Origin of the sequence: Burkholderia sp. NFPP32 (assembly GCF_900119325.1) — a bacterium.
Lineage (GTDB): Bacteria > Pseudomonadota > Gammaproteobacteria > Burkholderiales > Burkholderiaceae > Burkholderia > Burkholderia pyrrocinia_C.
The window spans coordinates 295069-321123 of the sequence record NZ_FPJP01000002.1 but is presented as its reverse complement, the minus strand read 5'-3'; the positions used below and the strand labels follow the sequence as shown (position 1 = coordinate 321123).

General features: G+C 68.2%; 24 protein-coding genes. 16 read left to right on the top strand and 8 right to left on the bottom strand.

Translation table 11 applies throughout. The features are described from left to right. The first annotated feature begins 130 nt into the window (after positions 1 to 130). Positions 131 to 1897, top strand: a complete 1767-nt coding sequence (gene polX / locus BT264_RS05780; RefSeq protein WP_072436650.1) for a DNA polymerase/3'-5' exonuclease PolX — start codon at positions 131 to 133, stop codon at positions 1895 to 1897. A 39-nt stretch (positions 1898 to 1936) separates the two neighbouring features. On the opposite strand, the gene ald is transcribed toward polX, so the two are convergent. After that, a complete protein-coding gene (gene ald, locus BT264_RS05775; protein WP_072436651.1) occupies positions 1937 to 3052 on the bottom strand; it encodes an alanine dehydrogenase in 1116 nt (371 codons plus the stop codon). Between the two features lie 330 nt (positions 3053 to 3382). Between ald and BT264_RS05770 the strand changes: the two genes are divergently transcribed. Further along, the gene (locus tag BT264_RS05770; RefSeq protein ID WP_072436652.1) at positions 3383 to 3799 is read left to right on the top strand and encodes a DUF3995 domain-containing protein; all 417 of its coding nucleotides are present in this window, start codon (positions 3383 to 3385) and stop codon (positions 3797 to 3799) included. A 12-nt stretch (positions 3800 to 3811) separates the two neighbouring features. On the opposite strand, the gene BT264_RS05765 is transcribed toward BT264_RS05770, so the two are convergent. Further along, positions 3812 to 4030 (bottom strand): RNA 2'-phosphotransferase, encoded by a 219-nt coding sequence (locus BT264_RS05765; protein ID WP_072436653.1) that lies wholly within the window; start codon positions 4028 to 4030, stop codon positions 3812 to 3814. 595 nt (positions 4031 to 4625) lie between these two features. Between BT264_RS05765 and BT264_RS05755 the strand changes: the two genes are divergently transcribed. The 4 genes from BT264_RS05755 (at position 4626) to BT264_RS05740 (ending at position 10491) form a co-directional block, all read left to right on the top strand. Continuing rightward, complete coding sequence (locus BT264_RS05755) at positions 4626 to 5366, top strand: gluconate 2-dehydrogenase subunit 3 family protein (protein WP_072436654.1); 741 nt, start codon at positions 4626 to 4628, stop codon at positions 5364 to 5366. Continuing rightward, positions 5366 to 7144: a GMC family oxidoreductase gene (locus BT264_RS05750; protein ID WP_072436655.1), complete on the top strand. Its 1779-nt coding sequence runs from the start codon at positions 5366 to 5368 to the stop codon at positions 7142 to 7144. The genes BT264_RS05755 and BT264_RS05750 overlap by 1 nt, the downstream gene beginning before the upstream one ends. After that, a complete protein-coding gene (locus tag BT264_RS05745) occupies positions 7141 to 8565 on the top strand; it encodes a cytochrome c (RefSeq protein ID WP_072436656.1) in 1425 nt (474 codons plus the stop codon). The genes BT264_RS05750 and BT264_RS05745 overlap by 4 nt, the downstream gene beginning before the upstream one ends. Positions 8566 to 8772: 207 nt before the next feature. Further along, positions 8773 to 10491, top strand: coding sequence for a cation:proton antiporter domain-containing protein (locus BT264_RS05740; RefSeq protein WP_034179686.1), 1719 nt, complete (start codon positions 8773 to 8775; stop codon positions 10489 to 10491). A 69-nt stretch (positions 10492 to 10560) separates the two neighbouring features. Here BT264_RS05740 and BT264_RS05735 read toward each other — a convergent pair whose 3' ends face one another. The 4 genes from BT264_RS05735 to BT264_RS05720 all read right to left on the bottom strand — a co-directional run bounded on the left by BT264_RS05735 (position 10561) and on the right by BT264_RS05720 (position 15183). Beyond that, positions 10561 to 11325, bottom strand: a complete 765-nt coding sequence (locus tag BT264_RS05735) for an SDR family oxidoreductase (protein WP_072436657.1) — start codon at positions 11323 to 11325, stop codon at positions 10561 to 10563. A gap of 19 nt (positions 11326 to 11344) precedes the next feature. Continuing rightward, complete coding sequence (locus tag BT264_RS05730) at positions 11345 to 12340, bottom strand: arabinose ABC transporter substrate-binding protein (protein WP_072436658.1); 996 nt, start codon at positions 12338 to 12340, stop codon at positions 11345 to 11347. 180 nt (positions 12341 to 12520) lie between these two features. Continuing rightward, entirely contained in the window at positions 12521 to 14416 is a 1896-nt protein-coding gene (locus tag BT264_RS05725; RefSeq protein ID WP_072436659.1) for a peptidoglycan D,D-transpeptidase FtsI family protein, read from the bottom strand. 422 nt (positions 14417 to 14838) lie between these two features. Beyond that, the gene (locus BT264_RS05720) at positions 14839 to 15183 is read right to left on the bottom strand and encodes a DUF3564 family protein (protein WP_072436660.1); all 345 of its coding nucleotides are present in this window, start codon (positions 15181 to 15183) and stop codon (positions 14839 to 14841) included. Positions 15184 to 15831: 648 nt separating this feature from the next. Between BT264_RS05720 and BT264_RS05715 the strand changes: the two genes are divergently transcribed. Continuing rightward, positions 15832 to 17046, top strand: coding sequence for an SDR family oxidoreductase (locus tag BT264_RS05715; RefSeq protein WP_072436661.1), 1215 nt, complete (start codon positions 15832 to 15834; stop codon positions 17044 to 17046). Between the two features lie 55 nt (positions 17047 to 17101). Here the strand turns inward: BT264_RS05715 and hpaR are convergent, their stop codons facing one another. Beyond that, positions 17102 to 17542, bottom strand: coding sequence for a homoprotocatechuate degradation operon regulator HpaR (gene hpaR, locus BT264_RS05710; protein WP_034179682.1), 441 nt, complete (start codon positions 17540 to 17542; stop codon positions 17102 to 17104). Positions 17543 to 17694: 152 nt separating this feature from the next. On the opposite strand from hpaR, the gene BT264_RS05705 reads away from it, so the two are divergent. The 7 genes from BT264_RS05705 to hpaI are packed head-to-tail and all read left to right on the top strand — an operon-like array spanning position 17695 to position 23600. Continuing rightward, on the top strand, positions 17695 to 18384 hold the full coding sequence (locus BT264_RS05705) for a fumarylacetoacetate hydrolase family protein (RefSeq protein WP_072436662.1): 690 nt from the start codon (positions 17695 to 17697) through the stop codon (positions 18382 to 18384). Further along, positions 18381 to 19145 carry a fumarylacetoacetate hydrolase family protein gene (locus BT264_RS05700; RefSeq protein WP_072436663.1) on the top strand — a complete coding sequence of 255 codons (765 nt, stop codon included), beginning with the start codon at positions 18381 to 18383 and terminating at the stop codon, positions 19143 to 19145. The genes BT264_RS05705 and BT264_RS05700 overlap by 4 nt, the downstream gene beginning before the upstream one ends. Before the next feature lie 22 nt (positions 19146 to 19167). Continuing rightward, entirely contained in the window at positions 19168 to 20631 is a 1464-nt protein-coding gene (hpaE, locus tag BT264_RS05695) for a 5-carboxymethyl-2-hydroxymuconate semialdehyde dehydrogenase (RefSeq protein ID WP_072436664.1), read from the top strand. Between the two features lie 49 nt (positions 20632 to 20680). Beyond that, positions 20681 to 21529, top strand: a complete 849-nt coding sequence (gene hpaD / locus BT264_RS05690) for a 3,4-dihydroxyphenylacetate 2,3-dioxygenase (protein ID WP_072436665.1) — start codon at positions 20681 to 20683, stop codon at positions 21527 to 21529. A gap of 41 nt (positions 21530 to 21570) precedes the next feature. Continuing rightward, on the top strand, positions 21571 to 21963 hold the full coding sequence (locus BT264_RS05685; protein WP_072436666.1) for a 5-carboxymethyl-2-hydroxymuconate Delta-isomerase: 393 nt from the start codon (positions 21571 to 21573) through the stop codon (positions 21961 to 21963). Between the two features lie 19 nt (positions 21964 to 21982). Then, positions 21983 to 22786: a 2-oxo-hept-4-ene-1,7-dioate hydratase gene (hpaH, locus tag BT264_RS05680; protein ID WP_072436667.1), complete on the top strand. Its 804-nt coding sequence runs from the start codon at positions 21983 to 21985 to the stop codon at positions 22784 to 22786. Positions 22787 to 22793: 7 nt separating this feature from the next. After that, positions 22794 to 23600, top strand: a complete 807-nt coding sequence (gene hpaI / locus BT264_RS05675; protein ID WP_072436668.1) for a 4-hydroxy-2-oxoheptanedioate aldolase — start codon at positions 22794 to 22796, stop codon at positions 23598 to 23600. A gap of 246 nt (positions 23601 to 23846) precedes the next feature. Here hpaI and BT264_RS05670 read toward each other — a convergent pair whose 3' ends face one another. Beyond that, positions 23847 to 24656, bottom strand: coding sequence for an AraC family transcriptional regulator (locus BT264_RS05670; protein ID WP_072436669.1), 810 nt, complete (start codon positions 24654 to 24656; stop codon positions 23847 to 23849). Between the two features lie 95 nt (positions 24657 to 24751). On the opposite strand from BT264_RS05670, the gene BT264_RS05665 reads away from it, so the two are divergent. Then, positions 24752 to 25003, top strand: a complete 252-nt coding sequence (locus BT264_RS05665) for a hypothetical protein (RefSeq protein ID WP_034179673.1) — start codon at positions 24752 to 24754, stop codon at positions 25001 to 25003. A gap of 47 nt (positions 25004 to 25050) precedes the next feature. Then, positions 25051 to 26013, top strand: a complete 963-nt coding sequence (locus BT264_RS05660; protein ID WP_072436670.1) for a quinone oxidoreductase family protein — start codon at positions 25051 to 25053, stop codon at positions 26011 to 26013. The last annotated feature ends 42 nt before the right edge of the window (positions 26014 to 26055 follow it).

Below are 26055 nucleotides of genomic sequence, written 5' to 3'. Positions count from 1 at the left end.
CTGCACGCGATGCGCGGCCGGCGTAGGATGACGAACGGGCGCCCGGCGGCGTCGACATGCGGCGCCGGGCGGGCAGACGCCGTCGCGCACGCGTGCGGCGCCATCCACGTGGAAGGGAGCCACGCCGATCATGCCGATCCACAATGCCGAGTGCGCGGCCGTGTTCGCCGAGATCGCGGACATGCTCGAAATCCAGGGCGCCAATCCGTTCCGCGTGCGTGCCTACCGCAACGCCGCGCGTACGATCGCCGACTACGGGCGCGACATCCCGACGATGATCGCGAGCGGCGACGATCTCGGAAAGATTCCGTCGATCGGGGCCGATCTCGCGTCGAAGCTGCGCGAGATCGCCGCGACCGGCACCTGCGAACTGCAGCAATCGCTGCGCCACGCGCTGCCGGGCGCGATCGTCGAGCTGCTCGACGTGCCGGGGCTCGGCGCGAAACGCGTGAAGGCGCTGCATGACGCACTGCACGTCGATTCGCTCGAACAGCTTCGCGTCGAAGCGAAGAGCGGGCACGTGCGCGAGTTGCCGGGCTTCGGCGCGAAAACCGAAGCGCATCTGCTCGAAGCGATCGACGATCGCCTGCAGCGCGAACCGCAGCGTTTCCTGCTGCCGGCTGCCGAGCAAGCGCTGACGCCGTTGCTCGAATGCCTGCGCGCGGTGGCCGGCGTCGGCAAGGTCGTGCCGGCCGGCAGTTTTCGCCGCCGCCGCGAGACGGTCGGCGATCTCGACATTCTGGCCACTGCATGCGATCCGGTGGCCGTCGCCGACGCGTTCGTCGGTTACGACAAGGTGGCGCGCGTGCTCGCGCACGGCAAGACGAAGTCGAGCGTCGTGCTCGACGGCGGGTTGCAGGTCGACCTGCGCGTCGTCGACGCCGATGCGTTCGGCGCGGCGCTCGTCTACTTCACCGGATCGAAGGCGCACAACATCGCGCTGCGCAGGATCGCGCAGGCCGGCGGGCTGAAGATCAACGAATATGGCGTGTTTCGCGGCGACGAGCGGATTGCCGGCACGACGGAGGCGTCGGTCTACGATGCAATCGGGCTGCACGTCGTGCCGCCCGAACTGCGCGAGAATCGCGGCGAGATCGACGCGTCGCGCGCGGGCACGCTGCCGGCGCTGGTCGAGCGCAAGCATATCCACGGCGACCTGCATGCGCATACGAACGCATCGGCCGGCCGCGACGGCCTGCGTGCGATGGCCGACGCGGCGCGCGCACGCGGGCTCGCGTACCTGGCCATCACCGACCGGGCACCGCCTGCCGACGGCGGCCGCAACAGCTTCGAATGGCTCGCGCGGCAGCTCGACGAGATCGATCGCGTCAATGCGTCGTTCGACGATTTCGTGCTGCTCAAGGGCGTGGAAGCCGGCATTCTCGAAGACGGCAGTCTCGACATACCCGACGCGATGCTCGGCCGGCTCGATCTCGTCGTCGGCGCGGTACGCGACGGCTTCGACCTGTCGCGCGCCGCGCAGACCGACCGCATGCTGCGCGCGATGGACCATCCGTATTTCACGATACTCGCGCACCCGACCGGCCGCATGCTCGGCGAGCGCGACGCATGCGAGCTCGACGTGCCGCGCGTGATCGCGCAGGCCGCGGCGCGCGGCTGCTTCGTCGAACTCGATGCGCAGCCGCGGCGGTTCGACCTGCCGGACATCTGGTGCCGCGAGGCCGCGAAGGCCGGCGTGCCGGTCGCGGTCGGCTCGGATGCGTGCAGTGCGGACGAACTCGACAACCTCGCGTACGGCGTCGATCAGGCGCGACGCGGCTGGCTCTCGCGGCCGGACGTGCTCAACACGCGCACGCTCGCGCAACTGCGGCCGCTGCTCGCGCGCACGATGGGTGGGGGCGGCGGGTCGAAGCGGAGCCGGTCGAAGGGGGCGTGAAGACGGCCGGCAACGCGTGCTGCCAGCCGTGCGTTCATGTCATGCCAGCACGCCGGCGGCCGGCACATAAGGCAAGCCGAGCGCCAGCGCGACCGCTTCGTACGTGATGTGCCCGTCGCAGACGTTCAGGCCTGCGCGCAGGTGCGGATCGTCGGTCATCGCCTGCTTCCAGCCCTTGTCGGCGAGCGCGAGTGCATGCCCGAGCGTCGCGTTGTTCAGCGCGAAGGTCGACGTGCGCGCGACCGCGCCGGGCATGTTCGCGACGCAGTAGTGCACGACGCCGTCGACGACGAAGGTCGGGTCCGCATGCGTTGTCGCACGCGAGGTCTCGAAGCATCCGCCCTGGTCGATCGCGACATCGACGACGACCGCGCCCGTGCGCATCGTCGCGATCATGTCGCGCGTGACGAGCCGCGGCGCCGATGCGCCGGGCACGAGCACCGCGCCGATCACGACGTCGGCTTCGCGCACGGCTTCGTCGATCGTATGCGCATTCGAGCAGACGGTCGTGATCCGGTTGGCGAAGACGAGGTCGAGCTGACGCAAGCGGTTCACGTTGTTGTCGAGCACGGTGACGCGCGCGCCGAGGCCGACCGCCATCTGCAGCGCGCCGGTACCCACCACACCCGCGCCGAGCACAACCACGTGCGCGGCCGGCACGCCGGGCACGCCGGCCATCAGCACGCCGCGGCCGCCGCGCGGGCTTTCGAGGTGGGTCGCCGCGACCTGGATCGACATGCGTCCCGCCACCTCGCTCATCGGCGCGAGCAGCGGCAGGCCGCCGCCGGGCGCCGTCACGGTTTCATACGCGATGCAGACGGCGCCGGACTTCACGAGCGCGGCCGCCTGTTCGGGATCGGGTGCGAGATGCAGGTAGGTATAGAGAATCTGGCCGCGCCGCAGCATCGCGCATTCGGCCGGCTGCGGCTCCTTGACCTTGATGATCATGTCGGCGCGCGCGAAGATTTCGTCGGCGCCGTCGCACAGCGATGCGCCCGCGGCCGTGTAGTCGTTGTCGAGCAGGCCGATCGCCGTGCCCGCGCCGCGCTGGACGAGCACGGTATGGCCGTGCCGCGTGAGTTCGTGCGCGCCGGCCGGCGTGAGGCCGACGCGGTATTCGTGGTTCTTGATCTCCTTCGGCACACCGATCAGCATGAGTCGCCTCCATGGCCTTCGTTATCGTTGTCGTGCATCTGCGCCGCGCGGCGAACGATGCGCGTGCGGCCGGTTGCGCAGGGGCATGCCGACCGCAGTACTGGAATACCAGCGTAGTAGTGCGTTGAGGGAAGTCAAGCGGACGGCCGGCACCACGATGTCTGCGCATTGCACCGCAGCACGCACTGCGGCGGGTTGCGACCGGACGCCGCAATGCACGCGATGCCGGGTTTCGGTATCGTCTTGCGTGTCGCGGGCCGGGGCCGCGTGCCGGAATCTTCCGGCAAAACGACGAGACAACGAGACAACGAGACGAGGACATTTACCGACATGACCGGCGCGTATTTCAGCGTGCCGACGCTTTGCGCGATTGCGCTCGTTCACGTCTACTGGGCGTTTGGCGGGCGGCTCGGCAAGCGTGCGGCCATTCCGGAACAGGACGGCATGCCGCTGCTGCGGCCGACCGCCGTCGGCACGTTTGCCGTCGCGGCGGCGCTGCTGGCCGGCGCATGCGTGGTCGCCGCGCGTGCCGGCTGGTTGGGGCGGAACGCGTATCCCGGCACGATCGCATTCGCGGTCGTTGCGCTCGCATTGATCTTCGCGGTGCGGGCCGTCGGCGATTTCCGCTACGTCGGCTTCTTCAAGCGGGTTCGCGGGTCGCGTTTCGCGCGGATGGACACGCTGTATTACTCGCCGCTTTGCGCGGCGCTTGCGCTGTCCCTCGCGTCGATGTTCTGGCCGTGGTGAGCGGCGTGCGGCTCACCGCGCCGGCGTGTCGATCTGCGTGAGATATTCGGCCGGCACGGTGTCGGTCAGCCATACGCCGTTTTCGGCGACGAAGAACGTGCGGCCTTGCCGGTGCATGCGCTGCGCATCGACTTCGAGAATCGCGGGCACGCCGTAGCGTGTGCCGACGGCCAATGCAGTCCGGATGTCCGGCGACAGATGCACCGGCGGTTTGTTCTTCCGTATATTCATGAGGCGCGGAGGCTACCAGAGCACCGTGCAAACCGGCACCGACGCGTTGCGCCGCGTGGCTGGAAAGAGACAGCCGTCGGTTCCGCCCGACGCAGGCCGATCGCCTTGCCCGGCGCGCGGCTCGGCCGGCGAGCGCGCCATCCTTGCGCATTCCCGCTACCGGATTTTTCAATTGTTGCAATTTTCGACGCATTGAATTGCATCGAACCGTCTAGCAATGGAACCGGTTCCATATATAATTCGCGGCACTCGTCGCCGGACCCGAAAGAGGGCCGTGCGCGTCGCGCCTGCTGTGGCAAACGCGGCGTCCAGGTTGAACACGGTCATGGCGGTGGCGGGCAGATCCGGGCCGACAGGCCGGTATTTGTCCGACGATAAGACCCGCGAAGAGGTCGATCCGCGCCGCCGGAACCGGCATGCACGCGGCTGCATGACGGCGCCGCCGCGCATCGCGCGGCCGGTGTCTGCATCGAGGTTGTTCGCAACACACGAATGAACAGGACGGCCAGCCGCATGCGGCATGGCTGCCGTGCCGGACCCGCTGCATACGGAATGCGCGCGTCCGGCCCCGATCCCCAACGATCAACATCCGACCATGTCCACGCCACCTGACAAACCCAACTCGCGCCGCCGTTTTCTGCGCACGTCGGTCGCGCTCGTGCCGATCGCGTCGGTCGCCGGCTGCGACCTGCGCGCGTCGTCGCCATCCGCGACGACGGCCGGCAACGCGCCCGCCGCCTCGGCCAACGCCGAACGCGCCCCGTACAAGCCGACCTTCTTCGATGCGAAGGAGTGGGCGTTTGTCCAGGCTGCCGTCGACCGGCTGATTCCGGCCGACGCCGAAGGCCCTGGCGCGCTCGAATCGGGCGTGCCCGAATTCATCGACCGCCAGATGGAGACGCCGTACGCGCACGGCGCGACGTGGTACATGCAGGGGCCGTTCCAGCAGGGCGTGCCCGAGCTCGGTTACCAGTTGAAGCTCGTGCCGCGCGACATCTACCGGCTCGGCATCGCGGCCGTCAACCGCTATTGCGAAAAGGCCCACGGCAACGCGTTCGCGGATCTCGACGCGCCGACGCGCGACACCGTACTCGGCGCGCTGGAGAAGGGCGGCGCGCAGATCGACGACGTGCCGCCCGGCGTGTTCTTCGGCCAGTTGCTGCAGAACACGCGCGAAGGCTACTTCTGCGATCCGGTGCACGGCGGCAATCACGACATGGCCGCGTGGAAGATGATCGGCTTTCCGGGCGCGCGCGCGGATTTCATGGATTTCGTCAACCAGAACGGCAAGCCCTATCCGTACGGCCCCGTCTCGATCAACGGGGAGCGCACCTGATGGCCGCAGAGAAAAAGCCGCATGTCGATGCGGTCATCGTCGGCTTCGGCTGGACCGGCGCGATTCTCGCGAAGGAACTGACCGAAGCGGGCTTGAAGGTCGTCGCGCTCGAGCGCGGCGAGTATCGCGACACCTATCCGGACGGCGCGTATCCGAACACGATCGACGAGCTGACCTACAACGTCCGCAAGAAGCTGTTCGTCGACCTGTCGAAGACGACCGTCTCGATCCGCCACGGCGTGCAGGACACCGCGCTGCCGTACCGGCAGCTCGCCGCGTTCCTGCCGGGCGAGGGCGTCGGCGGCGCGGGGCTGCACTGGTCGGGCGTGCACTTCCGGATCACGCCGGAAGAGCTGCGCCTGCGCAGCCACTATGAAGAGCGCTACGGCAAGAAGTTCATCCCCGCCGGGATGACGATCCAGGACACCGGCGTCAGCTACGACGAGCTCGAGCCGCATTTCGATTTCGCCGAGAAGGTGTTCGGCACGTCGGGGCAGGCGTACAAGGTCGGCGGCAAGGTGGTCGGCGACGGCAACGTGTTCGAAGCGAACCGCAGCAACGACTTCCCGTTGCCCGCGCAGCTCAATACCTATTCGGCGCAGCGCTTCTTCGATGCGGCGCAGTCGCTCGGCCTGCATCCGTACCGGCTGCCGTCGGCGAACACGTCGGGCCCGTACACGAACCCGTACGGCGTGCAGATGGGCCCGTGCAACTTCTGCGGCTACTGCAGCGGCTACGCGTGCTACATGTACTCGAAGGCGTCGCCGAACCTGAACATCCTGCCCGCGCTGAAGCAGGCGCCGAACTTCGAGCTGCGCTCGAAGTGCCACGTGCTGCGTGTCGACCTCGACGACACGAAGAAACGCGCGACGGGCGTCACCTACGTCGACCCGGCCGGGCGCGAAGTGCACCAGCCGGCCGATCTCGTGATCGTCGCCGCGTTCCAGTACCACAACGTGCACCTGCTGCTGCTGTCGGGCATCGGCAAGCCGTACGACCCGATCTCGGGCGAGGGCGTGGTCGGCCGCAATTTCGCGTACCAGAACCTGTCGACGATCAAGGCGTTCTTCGACAAGGACACCTACACGAACCCGTTCATCGGCGCGGGCGGCAACGGCGTCGCGGTGGACGATTTCAACGCGGACAACTTCGACCACGGCCCGCTCGGCTTCGTCGGCGGCTCGCCGCTGTGGGTGAACCAGGCCGGCGCGAAGCCGATCAGCGGTATCGCGACGCCGCCCGGCACGCCGCAGTGGGGCTCGGCGTGGAAGAAGTCCGTGAAGGACTACTACGCGCACACGATCTCGATGGACGCGCACGGCACGAACATGTCGTACCGCGACGTGTATCTCGACCTCGATCCGACCTATCGCGATTCGTACGGCCAGCCGCTCTTGCGGATGACCTTCGACTGGAAGGACAACGACATCAGGATGGCGCAGTACGTGACCGGGCAGATGAAGAAGATCGCGGAGGCGATGGGGCCGAAGGCGATCGGCGTGTCGACGCGCGAGTTCGGCAAGCACTTCGATTCGCGCGCGTACCAGACGACCCACCTCGTCGGCGGCGCGATCATGGGCACCGACCCGAAGACGAGCGTGCTGAATCGCTACCTGCAGTGCTGGGACGTGCACAACGTGTTCGTGATGGGCGCGTCGGCGCTGCCGCAGGGCATCGGCTACAACCCGACCGGGATCATCGCGGCGCTGGCCTACTGGTCGGCACGCGCGATCCGCGAGCAATACCTGAAGAATCCCGCCCCGCTGGTGACCGCATGAAGAGGACGATGAACCACAACGCCGCGCGCCGCCTTTCCCCGGTGCGGCGCGCGCTGGCGGCCGGCGCGGCCTGGGCCGCGTTCGGCCTCGCGGGCACCGCGGCTTTCGCGCAACCGGCGGTTGCGCCCGCGGCGGCTTCGGGCCCCGCGGCCGCGCCCGCGGCTCGATCCGCCGACGCGAACCTCGTCAAGCGCGGCGAATACCTGGCCCGCGCGGGCGACTGCATCGCATGTCACACGGCGAGCGGCGGCAAGCCGTTCGCGGGCGGGCTGAAGTTCGACACGCCGATCGGCGGAATCTATTCGACGAACATCACGCCGGACCCGAAAACGGGCCTGGGCGGCTGGACGTTCGACGACTTCACCCGCGCGGTGCGCGAGGGCGTGCGCAAGAACGGCGACACGATGTATCCGGCCATGCCGTTCCCGTCCTATGCGCGCCTCACCGACGACGACATGAAGGCGCTGTACGCGTATTTCATGCACGGCGTCGCGCCCGTCGAGCACGAGAACCGCGCGGTCGACATCGTGTGGCCGCTGTCGATGCGCTGGCCGCTCGGGATCTGGCGCAAGATGTTCGCGCCGTCGCCGAAGCCGTTCGACGCGGCGCCGTACACCGACCCGGCGGTCGCGCGCGGCGCGTATCTCGTGCAGGGTCTCGGCCACTGCGGCGCGTGCCACACGCCGCGCGCGCCGACGATGCAGGAGCGCGGGCTGACCGACGCGGACGGCCCGGACTTCCTGGCCGGCGGCGCGGCGATCGACGGCTGGGTGCCGACCAGCCTGCGCGGCGAGCCGCGCACCGGGCTCGGCACGTGGACGGAAACCGAGATCGTGCAGTTCCTGAAGACCGGCCGCACGCTGCGCACGGCCGCGTTCGGCGGGATGACGGACGTGGTCGGCCACAGCATGCAGCACATGACCGACGACGACCTGAATGCGATCGCGCGCTACCTGAAGACGTTGTCGCCGCGCGTGCAGGGCGAGCAGCCGCACGTGTACGACGCGGCCGCCGCGAAGGCCTTGCAGACCGGCGACGCGAGCAAGCCGGGCGCGGCCGTCTATCGCGACAACTGCATGGCGTGCCACCGCAGCGACGGCCACGGCTACACGCGCGTGTTCCCGGCGCTCGCCGGCAACCCGGTCGTGCAGGGCGGCGATCCGACGTCGCTGATCCACGTCGTGCTGGAGGGCAGCGCGCTGCAGGGCACGCACACCGCGCCGTCGACCTTCACGATGCCGCCGTTCGGCTGGCGCCTGTCGGACCAGGAAGTCGCGGACGTGTCGAACTTCGTGCGCACGAGCTGGGGCAACACGGGCGCGCCGGTGACGGCCGCGCAGGTCGCGAAGGTGCGCAAGAGCGTGCCGTCGACCCGACCGGAACCGCCGCCGGGCGCGCGGTTCCCGCAAGCGTCGCGCTGACGGGGCGGCGGGGCGCCAGCCCCGTCTGTCCGAGCCGCTTCAAGGCGCCGCCGAGCCCGCGCGGCGCCTGCCGTTCCACCGGGGTTGCACCCCGCAAAGGCGCGCCACCGCGTGAAATTTTCACGGCGGCGCGCCATTGTTCCGCCTCATCCCTTATCCTTCCACTCTTGAACCTTACTAAATAGTTACAAGAACTCGGGAGGGGGGATGCCCCATGACGTCAGCCTGATTGCGTTGCTCGCGGCCGGTTTCGGTCTCGCGATGATCTTCGGTTACCTCGCGTCGCTGCTGAAAATGCCGCCGCTCGTCGGCTATCTGCTCGCCGGGATCGTGATCGGCCCCGGCACGCCCGGTTTCGTCGGCGACCTGTCGCTCGCGCAGCAGCTCGCCGAAGTGGGCGTGATGCTGCTGATGTTCGGCGTCGGCCTGCATTTCTCGCTCGGCGATCTGCTCGCGGTGCGCAAGATCGCGCTGCCGGGCGCCGTCGTGCAGATTACCGTCGCGACGCTGCTCGGCGGCGGGCTCGCGCTCACGTGGGGCTGGAGCCTCGGCGCGGCGCTCGTGTTCGGGCTTGCGCTGTCGGTCGCGAGTACCGTCGTGCTGCTGCGCGCGCTCGAGGGGCGCGGGCTCGTCGAGACGGTCAACGGGCGCATCGCGGTCGGCTGGCTCGTCGTCGAGGATCTCGTGATGGTGCTGGTGCTCGTGCTGCTGCCACCCGTCGCGGGGCTGCTCGGCGGCACGCCGCCCGGCGATGTGCAGGCGGCCGGCGGCAGCGTGTGGGGCACGCTCGGCGTGACGATGCTGAAGGTCGCGGCGTTCATCGCGCTGATGCTCGTGGTCGGCAAGCGCGTATTCCCGCGCATTTTGTGGCTCGTCGCGCGCACGGGTTCGCGCGAGCTGTTCACGCTGTGCATGATCGCGGCCGCGGTCGGCATCGCGTTCGGCGCGGCGAAGCTGTTCGACGTGTCGTTCGCGCTCGGCGCGTTCTTCGCCGGGATGATGATGCGCGAGTCGGAATTCAGCCGGCGCGCGGCCGACGAGACGTTGCCGCTGCGCGACGCGTTCTCGGTGCTGTTCTTCATCTCGGTCGGGATGCTGTTCGACCCGAAGGTGCTGATCGAAGAGCCGCTGCACGTGATCGAGGTCGCGGCGATCGTGCTGGTCGGCAAGACGCTCGCGGCGGTCGCGCTCGTGATCGCGTTCCGCTATCCGTTGAATACCGCGCTGACGGTCGGCGCGGGCCTCGCGCAGATCGGCGAATTCTCGTTCATCCTCGCGGGGCTCGGCCGTGCGCTCGGGCTGCTGTCGGCCGAGGGGCAGAGCCTGATTCTGGCGGTCGCGCTGATCTCGATCGCGATGAACACGCTGCTGTTCGCGATGATCGATCCGGCGCTCGCGTGGATCCGCAAGCATTCGGCGTTCGCGCGCAAGCTCGAGGCGCGCGACGATCCGCTCGCCGCGCTGCCGATGTCGACGCCGCAGACGCATTTGACGGGGCAGGTCGTGATCGTCGGCTACGGCAAGGTCGGCACGCGGATCGCGCATGCGCTGGACGAGCGCGGGATCGCGTATGTCGTCGTCGAGCAGAATCGCGAGCTCGTCGAGAAGCTGCGTGCGGACGGCATCGCGGCCGTGTCCGGCGACGCGATCGAGCCGATCGTGCTCGTGCAGGCGCATATCGCGCGTGCGGGGATGCTGGTCGTCACGCTGCCCGATGTGTTCGACGTGCGGCAGATCGTCGAGATCTCGCGCACGCTCAACCCAACGCTCGAGGTCGTGCTGTGCACGAACAGCGGCGACGAGGCCGCGCTGCTGTCGAGCGAGGGCATCGGCACCGTGTTCATGGGCGAGACCGAACTCGCGCGCGGGATGACCGAGCACGTGCTCGGCAGGATGGTGAAGCCGGTCGCAGCGGCGGCGCATTGACGGCGCGCGGCATCGCGCCGCGTACCGGGCAGGGTGCGGCGGCCCGGGCGGCCGCCGGCCCCGCGTTCTTCAGTAGAACGTCTCGAGCGTCAGTTCCTGCGCCATCACGCGGTTGCCGGCCAGCAGGCCGCCATCGACCGGCAACGCGACGCCGGTGATGATCCGCGCGGCCGGCGAGCACAGGAACAGCGCGGCCTGCGCGACGTCGTCGGGCGTCGCGAAATCGTCGAGCGGATACCACTTCCTCAATTGCTCGAACACGTGTGGGTTGCGCTGCACGCGCGCTTCCCATGCGGGTGTCTTCACCGTGCCAGGCAGCACGATGTTCGCGCGCACGCCATCGCGGCCGTATTCGATCGCGAGCGATTTCGTGTAGCTGATCAGGCCGGCCTTCGCCGCGCTGTACACCGGATGCCCGAGCGCGTGCACGCCGTTTACCGAACCGACGATCGCGATCGCGCCGCGCCCGCGTGCGCGCATGCCGGGCAGCACGGCTTCGACACTCACGTAGGTGGCCGTCAGGTTCGAATCGAGATCGGTGCGCCAGCTGGCCGGCGTCGTGTCGCGCAACGTGGTCGACGCGGCCGTGCCCGCGTTCGCGACGAGCACGTCGACTTGCGGATGCGGTTCGAGCACCGAGCGCAGCCGCTCCGCGTCGGTGAGATCGTCGACGACCGGTGCCGCGCGTGCGTCGGCGAGCGTATCGATGAAGCGGTCGAGAGCCGCGCGGTCGCGATCGAGCGCGAGCACGCGGTCGCCGGCCGCGAGGAAGGTACGGCACAGCGCCTGGCCGATGCCGCCGGCCGCGCCCGTCACGAGGGTGGTGCGTGTCATGTCGGCTCCTTGCGCATGCTCACAGACCGAGCGCGGCGCGCGCCTGCTTCTCGTTGTCGCGCGTGATCAGCGTGCCGGACGTCAGCACGAGCGGCGGCGGCACCTGATTTTTCGTGATCCAGTCGACCATGTTGATGCTCGTCTGGTAGCCGTGCTGGCGCGGATTCAGCAGGATCGATCCGTAGAAACCCGTCGGCTTCGGCTTCGCGAACTCGTTGAGCGCAACCTGGCTGCCGTTGATGCCGACCGCGACCATCGCGTCCGCGCCGATGCCGCGGCCCTCGGCGGCGCGCACCGCGCCGACCGTCGTGTCGTCGTTCGAGCCAAACGCGACCCAGCGCTTGAAGTTCGCATGCTTGGTGAGCGCGATGTTCGCCGCGTTGAACGCGCCTTCGGTATCGGCCGTCATCTCGGGCGCGTCGATCACGTTCGCGGCCGGGAAGCCGGCTGCCTTGAGCGCATCGACGGCGCCGGTCGTGCGCTCGCGCGCGGTCGGCAACTGGTCGTACGCGAGCCGGATGATGCCGACCTCGGCCGGATTCCAGCCGCGCCGCTTCGTCTCGTCGGCGATGGCCTGGCCGACCTGCTGGCCGATCTTGTACGCGGAGATGCCCATGTGCGGCACGCCCTGGAGCGGTGCGCCGTGGCCGTCGACGAGCTGGTCGTCCACCGACATCAGCTTGATCCCCGCGCGCTTCGCCTTCGCGGCGATGCCGGGGCCGAGCTTCACGTCGGGCGCGCAGATGATCACGCCCTGCGCCTTCTGCGCGGCGAGACTGTCGAGCGCGGTCGACACCTTTTCGCCGCTCGGGGCCGCGATCTTGATCAGCGTGAAATGCCTTTCCTTCGCCGCCTGGTCGGCAAAGCGCCATTCGTCCTGGAACCACGGATCGTCCGGCTGTTTGACGAGGAAGCCGATCTTCACGTCGGTGACATCGGCAGCCCGGGCCGGGGCGCCGCCCAGCAGCGTGACGCTCGCGGTGGTCAGCACGAGCGTTTTCCAGTGGAATCGCATGCGTCTCTCTCCATTGTTGTAGTCGGGCGCCACGGGCAAGGCCGCCCGCCGCGCGAAAAAATTGTAGGCGGACGCAGTGGGAACGCTCAAATAATGCAGAGCGTTCCTGAAAAGTGGGATGAAAGCGAGGGGACGGAGATGGCGGGCGGTGCGGTACGCCGCATCGGCCGCCCGGCGGCTTCAGCTTGCCGCTGCCTTCGCCGGCACGCTCGTGCCGGATTGCGCGGCCGTCTTCGTCGGAGTGGGGGCCTTCTGCGCCGCAGCCGTTTTCGATTGAGCCGCCACCTTCGGCGCCGCAACGGTTTTCGGCGGTGCAACCGCCTTGGCCGGCTGCGGCTTCTCCGGTTCGACCGGCGCATCGGGCGGCACGCCGAGCAACTGCAGCGAGCCGCTCGTGACCGACGCGAACACCGGGCCGGCCACCGTGCCGCCGTAGTAGCCCTTGCCGCGCGGCTCGTCGATCATCACCGCGACGATCAGGCGCGGGTCGCTCATCGGCGCCATCCCCGCGAACAGCGCGCGGTACTTGCCCTTCGCATAGGTCGCGCCGACCTGCTTGCGCGCGGTCCCCGTCTTGCCGCCGATCCGGTAGCCGTCGACGCGCGCGCGGCGCCCCGTGCCGCCTTCGCCCACCGCCATCTCGAGCATCGAGCGGATCGCGGCGGCCGTTTGCGGCGACGTCACGCGGTGGCCGCGGTGCGCGTCGATCGTCTGCTGGTCGGTGCCGTTCTTCAGCAGCGATACCGGGTGCAGCGTGCCGTCGCCCGCGTAGGCGGTGTAGGTCTGCGCGATCTGCAGCAGCGACATCGACAGCCCGTAGCCGTACGCCATCGTCGCCTGCTCGATCGGCCGCCAGCGCTTGTAGCCGCGCAGCCGGCCCGACGCGACGCCCGGGAACGTCAGCTCCGGCGCGCGGCCGATCCCGTATTCCTGATACTTGTTCCAGATCGTTTCGGCGGGCAGGTTCAGCGCGAGCTTCGCGAGCGCGACGTTGCTCGATTTCTGCAGTGCCTGCGAGACCGTCAGCGACCCGTGGTTCGACGTGTCGTGGATCACGGCCGGGCCGATCTTGTAGGTGCCCGGCGATGTGTTGATGATCGTGTTCGGCGTGACCTTGCGCTCGTCGATCGATAGCGCGACGACGAGCGGCTTGATCGTCGAGCCGGGTTCGAACGTGTCGATCACCGCGCGATTGCGCAACTGCTGGCCCGTGAGGCGCGCGCGGTCGTTCGGGTCGAAGGTCGGGTAGTTCGCGAGCGCGAGGATCTCGCCGTTCTGTGCATCGAGCACGACGACGCTGCCGGCGATCGCGTTGTTCTCGATCACGGCCGCCTTGAGCTGGCTGAACGCGAGCTGCTGGATCCGGCGGTCGATCGTCAGCTCGATCGTCGCGCCGTGCTGCGCGGGAACGAGCGGGCGCGTGTCCGACACGATGCGGCCGAGCCGGTCGCGGATCACCTCGCGCTGCCCGGACGTGCCCGACAGGCGCGCATTCGCCGCGAGTTCGACGCCTTCCTGGCCCTTGTCTTCGACGTTCGTGAAGCCGACCACGTGCGCGGCGGATTCGCCTTCCGGGTAGAAGCGCTTCGAATCGGCGATCTGCGTGATGCCGTCGATCGCGAGCTTGTCGAGCCGCCCCGCGGTGTCCGCGTCGACCTGCCGCTTGAGCAGCACGAACGTCTTGTCGTTGCCGAGGCGCCGCTTGACCTCGCCGAGCGGCAGGTCGAGCAGCTTCGCGATCTGCGGATAGTCGGTATCGGCGACCTGTTTCGGGTTCGCCCAGATTTCATAGGTCGACAGGCTGACCGCGAGCATCGCGCCGTTGCGATCGACGATGCGCCCGCGCATCGCGTCGAGCTCGATCGTGCGCTGGTAGCGCTTCTGGCCCTGGCCGACGTAGAAATCCTGGTTCGCGACCTGCACCCAGAAGGCGCGCGCGAGCAGCGCGGCGAACGCGAGGAACACGACGATCACGACCAGCTTCGAGCGCCACATCGGCAGGCGCGACGCGAGCATCGGATTCTTCGTCGCGGCCGAGTACGGATCGGCGGGGTGGGTCTTCTTTTTCACGCTCATGCAATGGCCGGGTCGGGCCGCCGGACGGCGGCAGGTCAGTCTGAATAATGCGATTGTAATAAATGAGTAAACGCCGTGTGGGGAAAGTATGTTCCGGCCCCGTGAAAAGGCGGGCGGTGTCATCCGGCAAGCGCTGAAAGGTGATGCCGGAAAGGTGGGGCGCGAGCGGATTTCCGCCGCCGCAGCAGACGATGATCGACGGGCGCTCGGCGGTGTCTCGATCCGGGCGTGCGGTGTCCGCTGGCGGTCGATCGCGGCCGTCGTCGGTATGCGATCAATTGCCCGGCCCTCGGTTATTTCTTTAATAGCGGAAAATAAAAAACGCCCCAGAATGAGGCGCTGTTAATACTGAATATCGAAATGACTATCTCTGAAAACTGGAATAAACCCGAAAACCGCAGACGTTTTCCGTAAAAAATTTTCTATCGGGCGACGGAAATGAATTCCCGGTATTCCGGCTGGGTCGTGCAGCGATCGACGGCCTGCAGCCGCCACGCGCCGGGGTGATTGCCGGCGAGCACGGCGGGGCCCTGTTCGCGCTGCGTCGCACCGAACGACAGCCCCTTCAACTGGCATACGGCTTTTCCGCCGTCGGCCGCGCAGAGCGCCATTGCGCCCTCGACGTCGCGGACCTTGCCCCAGGTCGGAAGATCGATGCCCTGATGTGCCTCACGCGACCACAGTCCCTCGTCGGTATCCACCCACAGTACCGCGAAGGATTGCCTGGTTGCCGATTCGCTGCCATTAATTCGAATGGTGAGGCGCATTGGATCGTCTCCTGAAAGAAAGGACGAATTTGACCGTTTGGACTTGAACAGTCTAGATAGACTGGTGTGAAACGCAAGTGATAATCCGCAATAAACCCATATCGAGTCCATTGCGGTTTCAGATGAAACGACGTCTGACGATTCACGGACATTTCGGCGGCGCGCGCAAACGCACGTGGCATCGGCGATTGCGGTGTCGACGCGCGCATCGGCGACGTTCGAGACATGGGATGACATGGCCGGGGCGCGTCGATCTGTCGCGCGCGGGCCGCCGCCGAAACCGGGCCGATCGACGCAATCCGGCACCGCCGGAATGCGGTCCGCCCCGATGTTTCAGCGTTTTGACGGCACGGCCGGAACGACACACTCCAACAATCGCGCACAAATCGGCACACTTTCACGAAACTTTCGGGACAGACTTGCACGCGATCGGGCCCCACACTGGGAGCTTCCCGATCCTGTGCCGCGGACGCCCGTCCTCGGCTGCTGCCGCCGCCTCGTGCCAGAGGTGCGATCGACGCGATCGCGGGCCGCACGCCCGATCGGGACCGCCGGGGCGCGCGTCGGCCCCGGCCCGGCCGGTGAGCCGTGCGCAGCCCGCAACCGCAGGCGCTGCGCCGCCCGGCCGACTCTTCGAAGGAGACTATCGTGCTGATCTGGAAAACCGCGTTGTCGCTGAACTGGCGGACGAGCCTCGTGTCGCCGGCCAGCGCACCGGTCGCGGCGGCGAACGTCGGGCGGCTGGTGCTGACCGGCGCGACCGGCTTCATCGGCAGTACCGTGCTGACGGCGCTCGTCAATGCAGGGCTGCTCGAACGCATCGTGTGCGTCGTGCGCGCGCAGGACCGCGGCCACGCCGTCGCGCGGCTGCGCGAAGCGGCGCTGCGCGCGGGGCTCGCGCCGTACTGGGCATCGCGCCTGACCGACGCGAACGTGATCGTCGGCGCGCTCGGCAACGTGTGGCAGGGCGCAGATGCGCCTCGCCTCGCCGGCGCGACGCACGTGATCCACTGCGCCGGCCATGCGTCGCCGGCCGACGGCGCGCACCTGCAGGCGGACATCGCCGATTCGGTGCGCTTCGCCGAACGCTTCGCACGGGCGCCGCGTCTGCAGCGCTTCGTCTACGTCGGCACGGCCTATGCGCATGCGGGGCGCGGCGGAATCGTGCACGAAGCAGTCGTGGCGGACGACGCGGCGAACGATGTCGCGCAACACGGCGAAGGCTTGCCGGGCGCGGTGCTCGCGGCGGACTACCTGCATGCGAAGGCGGAAACGGAGCAGCGCCTGCGCGCGCTCGGGCTGCCGCTCGTCGTCGTGCGGCCATCGCACGTCGTCGGCCATACGGTGCTCGGCACGCGGCCCGCGCCGAATTCGTTCTGGATGTTCCGGCTTGCGCATGCCGCGCGCCGCTTCACCGCGCGGCCGATGACGCGCATCGACATCGTGTCGGTGGACGACGTGGCGCGCGCGACGATGCTGCTGGCCGTCAAGCCGACGCTCGCGCACGACCTCTATCACGTGTCGGCCGGCGACGAGGCGCCGCAGGTCGCGCAGATCGTGCGCGCGATGGACGAGGCGGCGGGGATGACCGGGGCGCCGCGCTACGCTGCGTGCGCGCCGGCCGAGCTGCCGCTGGTGGTGCGTGAGGTGCTCGGGCGGCCCGATCCGGCACTCGAGCGCGTGATCGGCCGGGCGCTGCAGCGCTGCGCGGAATTCGCGACGGTCGATCGCGTGTTCGACAACAGTCGCGTGCGCGACGAAATCGATTTCGAGCCGTTGCCGTTCATCGATTACGTCGAGGAATGCATGCGCACGTCGCGCGGCGTCGCCGTGACCGAGCTGATGCGCGGCGCGCTGCACTGACCGCCCGCGCTGTACCGGCGCCCGTTCCCGCGGCTGGCGGGAACGGGCGCCATCATCACGCGTTGCCGCCGAGTTCGATGAGCCGGTCGAGCGCGCGGTAGATGTCTTCCAGGCCGTCCTGGCCGAAGCGCGACTCGAGCTGCCGGTATTGCTCGTCGATGCGCGGACCGATTTCCGTGACGAGTTTCCTGCTTTGCGGCGTCAGGCTGACCAGCAGCCGGCGCTGATCCTCCTGCGCGCGCGTGCGCGTGATCAGCCCGTCGCGCTCCATCCGTTCCAGTACGCCCGTGAGGCTCGGGCTCAGGATGCAGCAGCGCCGCGCGATCTGTCCCGCTTCGAGTGCATGCGCCGGTTCGCCGTCGAGCACGCGGATGATCCGCCATTGCTGTTCGGTCAGCGCGAATTCCTTGAGAATGGGGCGGAACAGGCCCATCAGCGTTTCGCGGGCTTCGAGCAGCAGCATGGCCAGGTTGCGATGGTCGAGCGTACGGTTCATCGGGGTGGACAGTGGACGGGGACGCATCAATCTTAACAGCCGAAGGTGGTGAATTTCGCGTATCAGGGTAATCGAGGTTGCCAGCACCCGATTGTTTACTTAAGATGTTAAGTATTGACGATGCGCCGCGACGCGCGGCAGGGGAATGACGCATGGAGCTGTCTTGCACGACCGCCGCGGCGCCGCCGTTGCCGGTCGCCATCGGTACCGTCTACGGTGCGCTGCTGAACGAGCGCACGGCGCTCGACGCGCTCGGCGACGCGGTGAACGCACCGCCTTACGGTCGCCCTCCGCAGGCGCCGATCCTTTACATCAAGCCGGCCAACACGCATGCGGCCGACGGCGCGGCCGTCGTCGTGCCGGCCGGTGTCGATGCGCTGGAGATCGGCGCGTCGGTGGCCGTCGTGTTCTCCCGGCGCGCCACGCGTGTGCCGGCCGCACAGGCGCTCGACTACGTGCACGGCTTCACGCTCGCGAGCGACGTGTCGGTGCCGCATCCCGATTACTACCGTCCGGCCGTGCGCTTCAAGTGTCGCGACGGTTTCTGCCCGCTGGGCCCGGCGATCGTGCCGGCCGCCGCGCTGGCCGAGGTCGACGCGCTCGCACTGACCGTGCGGATCGACGGCGAGGTGGCCGCATCGGCGTCGACCGCGACGCTGATTCGCCCGGTGCGCGAACTGATCGCCGACGTGACGGCGTTCATGTCGTTCGACGCCGGCGATGTGCTGCTGCTCGGCGTCGCCGGCGGCGCGCCGCGCGCCCGTGCGGGCAGCACGATCGAGATCGCCGCGGCCGGCATCGGCACGCTGCGGCATACGCTGATTGCGGAGGAGACACGATGAAGACGGCGCGCGTGATCTACAACGGCGCATTGCATGCGGCCGAACCGGCCGGCGACGGCGCGATCCGCCTCGACACGGGGCGCGTGGTTGCCGAGGAGACGGTCGCATGGTTGCCGCCCGTCGCGCCGCGCACGACGTTCGCGCTCGGCCTCAACTACGCCGACCACGCGAAGGAACTCGCGTTCAACGCGCCGAGCGAGCCGCTGATCTTCCTGAAGGGGCCGAACACGTTCATCGGCCACCGGTCGCGCACCGTGCGCCCGGCGGATGCCACCCACATGCACTACGAGTGCGAGCTGGCCGTCGTGATCGGCCGGCCCGCGCGCAACGTGAGCCGCGCGCATGCGATCGACTATGTGGCCGGCTATACGGTCGCGAACGACTACGCGATCCGCGATTATCTCGAGAACTACTACCGCCCGAACCTGCGCGTGAAGAACCGCGACACCTGCACGCCGCTCGGGCCGTGGTTCGTCAGCCGCGACGAGATCGGCGACGCGGGCGACCTGAACCTGCGCACGACCGTGAACGGCCGGGAGACGCAGCGCGGCAGCACGCGCGACATGATCTTCGACGTGCCGGCGCTGATCGAGCACATCAGCAGCTTCATGACGCTCTCGCCGGGCGACCTGATCCTGACCGGCACGCCCGAGGGGGTGGCGGACACGCGGCCGGGCGACGAGGTCGTGACCGAAATCGAAGGGATCGGCAGGCTCGTGAACACGATCGTCGCCGAAGCGGACTACTATCGCGCCGGCTGAGCCCGTCGCCCAAGGAGAACCCATGACCATCAAGCACTGGATCGACGGCCGCGAAGTCGAGAGCCGCGAGACCTTCACGACGCTGAACCCCGCGACGGGCGACGTGATCACCGACGTCGCGTCGGCCGGCGAGGCCGAAGTCGACGCGGCCGTGCGCGCGGCGAAGGAAGCATTCCCGAAATGGGCGAACACGCCCGCGAAGGAGCGCGCGAAGCTGATGCGCAAGCTCGGCGAGCTGATCGAGAAGAACGTGCCGATGCTCGCGGCGCTGGAGACGCAGGACACCGGCCTGCCGATCGCGCAGACGAGCAAGCAGCTGATTCCGCGCGCGTCCGAGAACTTCAATTTCTTCGCGGAAGTCTGCGTGCAGATGAACGGCCGCACCTATCCGGTCGACGACCAGATGCTGAACTACACGCTGTACCAGCCGGTCGGCGTGTGCGCGCTGGTGTCGCCGTGGAACGTGCCGTTCATGACGGCTACGTGGAAGACGGCGCCGTGCCTCGCGCTCGGCAACACGGCCGTGCTGAAGATGTCCGAGCTGTCGCCGCTGACGGCCGACCAGCTCGGCCGGCTCGCGCTCGAAGCCGGCATTCCGCCCGGCGTGCTGAACGTCGTGCAGGGCTATGGCGCGAGCGCCGGCGACGCGCTCGTGCGGCATCCGGACGTGCGTGCGGTGTCGTTTACCGGCGGCACGGTCACGGGCAAGCGGATCATGGAGCGTGCGGGCCTCAAGAAGTATTCGATGGAGCTCGGCGGCAAGTCGCCGGTGCTGATTTTCGACGACGCGGATTTCGATCGTGCACTCGACGCGTCGCTGTTCACGATCTTCTCGATCAACGGCGAACGCTGCACCGCGGGCTCGCGGATCTTCGTGCAGCGCACGATCTACGACCGCTTCGTGCAGGAATTTTCGCGCCGCGCGAACAACCTGGTGGTCGGCGATCCGTCCGATCCGGCCACGCAGCTCGGCGCGATGATCACGCGCCAGCACTGGGAGAAGGTGACGGGCTACATCCGCATCGGCGAGCAGGAAGGCGCGCGCGTGGTCGCGGGCGGCGCGGACAAGCCGGCGGGCCTGCCCGAGCATCTGCACAACGGCAACTTCGTGCGGCCGACCGTGTTTGCCGACGTCGACAACCGGATGCGTATCGCGCAGGAAGAGATCTTCGGGCCGGTCGCGTGCCTGATTCCGTTCGAGGATGAGGAAGAAGGGCTGCGGCTCGCGAACGACACGTCGTACGGCCTCGCGTCGTACATCTGGACGCAGGACGTCGGCAAGGTGCATCGCCTCGCGCGCGGCATCGAGGCCGGGATGGTGTTCGTGAACAGCCAGAACGTGCGCGACCTGCGCCAGCCGTTCGGCGGCGTGAAGGAGTCGGGCACCGGGCGCGAGGGCGGCGAGTACAGTTTCGAGGTGTTCGCGGAGATCAAGAACGTGTGTATCTCGATGGGTTCGCATCACATTCCGCGCTGGGGCGTGTAACGGGCGCGGGTCGTTTCGCCGCAAGAACGAACGATACGGAGACTTAACGATGGGAAAACTGTCCCTCGCCGCGAAGATCACGCATGTGCCGTCGATGTACCTGTCGGAAATGCCCGGCAGGCATCACGGCTGCCGCGAAGCGGCGATCCGCGGCCATCAACTGATCGGCGAGCGCTGCCGTGCGCTCGGTGTCGACACGATCGTCGTGTCGGACGTGCACTGGCTCGTCAACGCGGGTTATCACGTGAACTGCAATGCGCGGTTCTCGGGCACGTACACGAGCAACGAGCTGCCGCATTTCATCCGCGACATGCAGTACGCGTATCCGGGCAATCCGGCGCTCGGCCGGCTGATTGCAGAGACGGCCAGCGCACACGGGATCGCGACGCGCGCACACGAGATCGACAGCCTCGAACTCGAATACGGCACGCTCGTGCCGATGCGCTACATGAACTGCGACCAGCACTTCAAGGTCGTGTCGATCGCCGGCTGGTGCATGTGGCACACGCTCGACGAAAGCCGGCGCTTCGGCGAGGCGCTGCTCGAGGCGATCGAGAAGAGCGATGCGAACGTCGCGTTCCTCGCGAGCGGTTCGCTGTCGCACCGCTTCAACGATAACGGCAGCCCCGAGGAATCGATCCACCAGATCAGCCGCGAATTCTTCCGGCAGGTCGACCTGCGCGTGGTCGAGCTGTGGAAGCAGGGCGATTTCAAGACGTTCTGCGCGATGCTGCCCGAGTACAACACGCATTGCCACGGCGAAGGCGGCATGCACGACACGGCGATGCTGCTCGGCCTGCTCGGCTGGGATCGTTACGACAAGCCGGTCGAGATCGTCACCGACTATTTCGCGAGTTCGGGCACCGGGCAGATCAACGCGATCTTCCCGCTGCCCTGAACGCCGCGGCCCCGCATCGAACATCCGACCGGAGACTTGCCATGCCTCACATCGTCGTCGAATACACCTCGAACATCCGTGACGACGCGCGCATTCCCGCGCTGCTGCGCACGATCAATGCAACACTGATCGCGCAGGGCGGCGTGTTCCCGACCGGCGGGATCCGGTCGCGCGCGATCGAGCTGCAGGACTATTGCGTCGCCGACGGCACGGAGGACGACGCGTTCGTCCACGTGACGCTGAAGATCGGCTCGGGCCGCAGCGACGACACGAAGAAAGCCGCGTGCGATGCGCTGTTCGACGCGATCAAGGCCCATTTCGCCGAGCTGTACGCGAAACGCTATCTCGCGCTGTCGATGGAACTGACCGAGTTCAGCGAAAGCGGCTCGTACAAGCACAACAACATCCACGCCCGCTACAAGCGAGCCGGCTGACCCCATTCCCGATCCGACCATGCTCGAACCCGCCATCATCGACCAGCTCGCGCAACGTCTGCACGACGCCGAGCGCGAGCGCAAGCAGATCCGCCAGATCTCGCTCGACCATCCCGACATCACGATCGACGACGCATACGCGATCCAGCGCGCGTGGGTGACCCTCAAGCTCGCGGAAGGCCGCATGCTGAAGGGGCACAAGATCGGCCTCACGTCGAAGGCGATGCAGAACACGTCGCAGATCGACGAACCCGACTACGGCGCGCTGCTCGACGACATGTTCTTCGCGGACGGCGGCACGATCCCGACCGGTCGTTTCATCGTGCCGCGCGTCGAGGTCGAACTCGCGTTCGTGCTCGGCAAGCGGCTTTCGGGCCCGAACTGCACGATCTTCGACGTGTACGACGCGGTCGATTACGTCGTGCCCGCGCTCGAGATCATCGACGCGCGCAGCCAGTCGATCGACCCCGATACGAAACGGCCGCGCAAGGTGTTCGACACGATCGCCGACAACGCGGCGAACGCGGGCGTCGTGATCGGCGGCCGGCCGGTGCGGCCGCAGGACGTCGACCTGCGCTGGGTCGCGGCGATCATGTCGCGCAACGGCGTGGTCGAGGAAACGGGCGTCGCGGCCGGCGTGCTGAATCATCCGGCGAACGGCGTCGCGTGGCTCGCGAATCGTCTGTCGCGTTTCGACGTCGCGCTGGAACCCGGGCAGATCGTGCTCGGCGGCTCGTTCACGCGGCCGTGCGCGGCGCGGCCGGGCGACACGTTCAGCGTCGACTACGGCCCGCTTGGGACGATCCAGTGCTACTTCGAGTGAGCGAGCGATGCGGATTCCTTCGAATATATTCAAGGCCGCGCTCGCGCGCGGCGACGCGCAGGTCGGGCTGTGGCTCGGCCTCGCGAACCCGTACAGCGCCGAAGTTGTCGCGGGTGCCGGTTTCGACTGGCTGCTGATCGACGGCGAGCATGCGCCGAACACGGTGCCGACGATCCTCGCGCAACTGCAGGCGATCGCGCCGTATCCGTCGCATCCGGTCGTGCGCGTGCCGTGGAACGATCCGGTGATCGTCAAGCAGGTGCTCGACCTCGGCGCGCAGACGCTGCTGGTGCCGATGGTGCAGAGCGCCGACGAAGCGCGCGCGGCCGTTGCCGCGACGCGTTATCCGCCGCACGGGATGCGCGGGGTCGGCAGCGCGCTGGCGCGTGCGTCGCGGTGGAATCGCGTCGGTGACTACCTGCACCGCGCGAACGACGAGATGGCGGTGCTCGTGCAGGTCGAGACGCGCGCGGGGCTCGATGCGATCGACGCGATTGCGCGGGTCGAAGGTGTCGACGGCGTGTTCATCGGGCCGGCCGATCTTGCGGCCGATCTCGGGCATCTCGGCAATCCGGGGCACCCGGACGTGCAGGCCGCGATCGACGGCGCGATCCGGACGATCAAGGCGGCCGGCAAGGCGCCGGGGATTCTGAGTGCGGATGAGGCAGCGGCGCGGCGGTATCTCGAAGCGGGGGCGCTGTTCGTCGCGGTCGGGGTCGATACGACGCTGCTGGCGAGGAGTGCGGAGCGGCTCGCGGCGCAGTTCAGGGGTAAATCTCGAGCGACGGAAAAGAATGGTGACACGACATATTGAGCGAGGGGCCGTGGCAGATATGCCAAGTAACGCAGAGGCACTGCCTTACGAATCGGGGAATTGGTACAAGGTTTCGCAAAGGGACCGGATGACATCGCTTGAATCGAATGCGATCCCATATCGCGGTGCGGCGGCTCGTCGATGTGTCCGCGCCGTTGCCCTGACGCGTTGCGGGGCAGAATGCGATCAAGCGATCGTGGATGCGTTGGCGGAATTGAGCGCGCAGGCGCAAGCCCTGGGGATGGGTTACGACTGACTTCCCATTGTTCCGACTGCTGATCTTGCTACGTCCATATACCGCCCCGGCGTCGTCCCCAGTGCCCGCCGGAACATGTCGATGAACGCGCTCACGTTGTCGTACCCGAGATCGAGCGCGATCGTCGTCACCGGCACGCCGTCGGCGATTCTCTCCAGCGCCCGCAGCAGCCTTGCCTGCTGACGCCACTGCGCGAACGTCAGCCCCGTCTCGGCGACGAAGCGGCGGCTCATCGTTCGTGCGCTGATGCCTGCCCAATCGGCCCATTCCTCCAGCCGCCGGTTGTCCGCGAGGTTCGTGGCGAGCGCGTCGGTGATGCGCACGAGCCGCGCGTCGCGCGGCCGCGCGAGGCTTAGCGACTCGACTTCCGAAGCAGCGATTTCATCGAGGATCACGTCTGCGATACGCGTTTGCGCGTCATTCAGTTCCGAACCGTCCCAGCTCGCGGCGCGCTGTACCGCTTCGCGCAGCAGCGGCGACGCACGGATCGCGCGCGGCGTATCAGGCAGTGCCGCGCAGCGCGCTTCGGCGACGAACGCCGACCAGCCGGAAATCGGTCCGAACGAACGCAGCGAATGCCGGCAATGCGGCGGAATCCAGATCGCATGGACCGCCGGCACAACCCAGTCGCGGTCGTCGAGGCCGATCGACACCAGCCCGCTCAGCGCGCCGACGAGCTGGCCGCGCGCATGCGCGTGAGGCGCGGTCACGCGCGGGTCGCGCTGCGACAGGACGGCGGCGACGACGAACGGGCCGTCGTCGGACGTGATGAATCGGGCGGGCAGGAGCGGATCGGACATGGCCGGATAGCGGTATCGAATGACTGTTATACCGGAGATCGGCCGGCTTCGCACGCCTACACTGCGTTCTTCGATGACAACCGGAGTACGACGCGATGCGAGCCGAACAGATGCTTCCCGACCATGCCGACCGGATCGATGCCGGCGGAACGACGATCCGCAAGGGCACCGTCGGCGCGTTCCTGGTCAACGCGCGCGTGCTGACCGATCCCGGCGCCACGCCCGCCGACCGGGCACGCGCGGAAGCCGACGCGATCGATGCGTTGCCCGCGCTGCGCGCGCTCGGCCTGTTCGACGTGATGGAAGTGCGCGATCCGGCGCTGCGCGCGTGGCTCGACGCACGCTGACGTCCGCCGCAACCGTCGATCGAGATCCCCCGAATCAAGGAGCCACCATGAAAGCCGCAGTCGTGAAGGGCGCCGGCGAGCGCCCCGTTTATATGGAATTCGAGGAGCCGCGCGCGACGCCGGGCCACCGGCTGGTCGACGTGACGGCATCCGCGTTGAGCCGGCTGGCGCAGGGGCGCGCCTCGGGCACGCATTATTCGTCCGGCGGGCAATACCCGTTCGTCGTGGGCGTCGATGGCGTCGGCCGTCGCGACGACGGGCAGCGCGTCTATTTCTTCGGTGCCCCCGCGCCGTTCGGCGCGATGGCTGAACGCACGATCGTGCCGGACACGCAGTGCGTGCCGCTGCCGGCCGCGCTCGACGACGTGACGGCCGCGGCGATCGCGATTCCCGGGATGTCGTCGTGGGCCGCGCTGACCGAACGCGCGCGGCTCGTCGCGGGCGAGACGGTGCTCGTCAACGGCGCAACGGGCACGTCGGGCCGGCTGGCGGTGCGGATCGCGAAGCATCTCGGCGCCGCGAAGGTGATCGCGACAGGCCGCAACGCGGCCGCGCTGGACGCTTTGCTGAACGCCGGCGCGGACGCCGTCGTGTCGCTGCAGCAGGACGATACGCATCTGGCGCGCGCGCTCGAACCGCATTTCCGCGCGGGCGTGGATGTCGTGCTCGACTATCTGTGGGGTGCCAGCGCGCAGACGCTGCTGGTTGCCGCGGCGAAGGCGGCGCCCGATGGCCGCCGGCTGCGTTTCGTGCAGATCGGCTCGATGGGCGGCGCGGACGTGCTGCTGCCGGGCGCGGTGCTGCGCGCAACCGCAATCGAACTGATGGGCAGCGGCCTCGGCAGCGTGCCGCTGCCGCGTTTGCTGGACTCCGTGCGCGGCGTGTTCGACGCGGCCGGCCCGGCGCGGCTGACGATCGAGACGCGCACCGTGCCGCTGTCGGCTGTCGGCGAACACTGGGGCGATGCAAACAGTCTCGTGCGTCCGGTGTTCATGATGCACGGCGCGTGAGCGGCGACCGAACCGCAGCGGGCCGGACGCAGCGCGATGAAC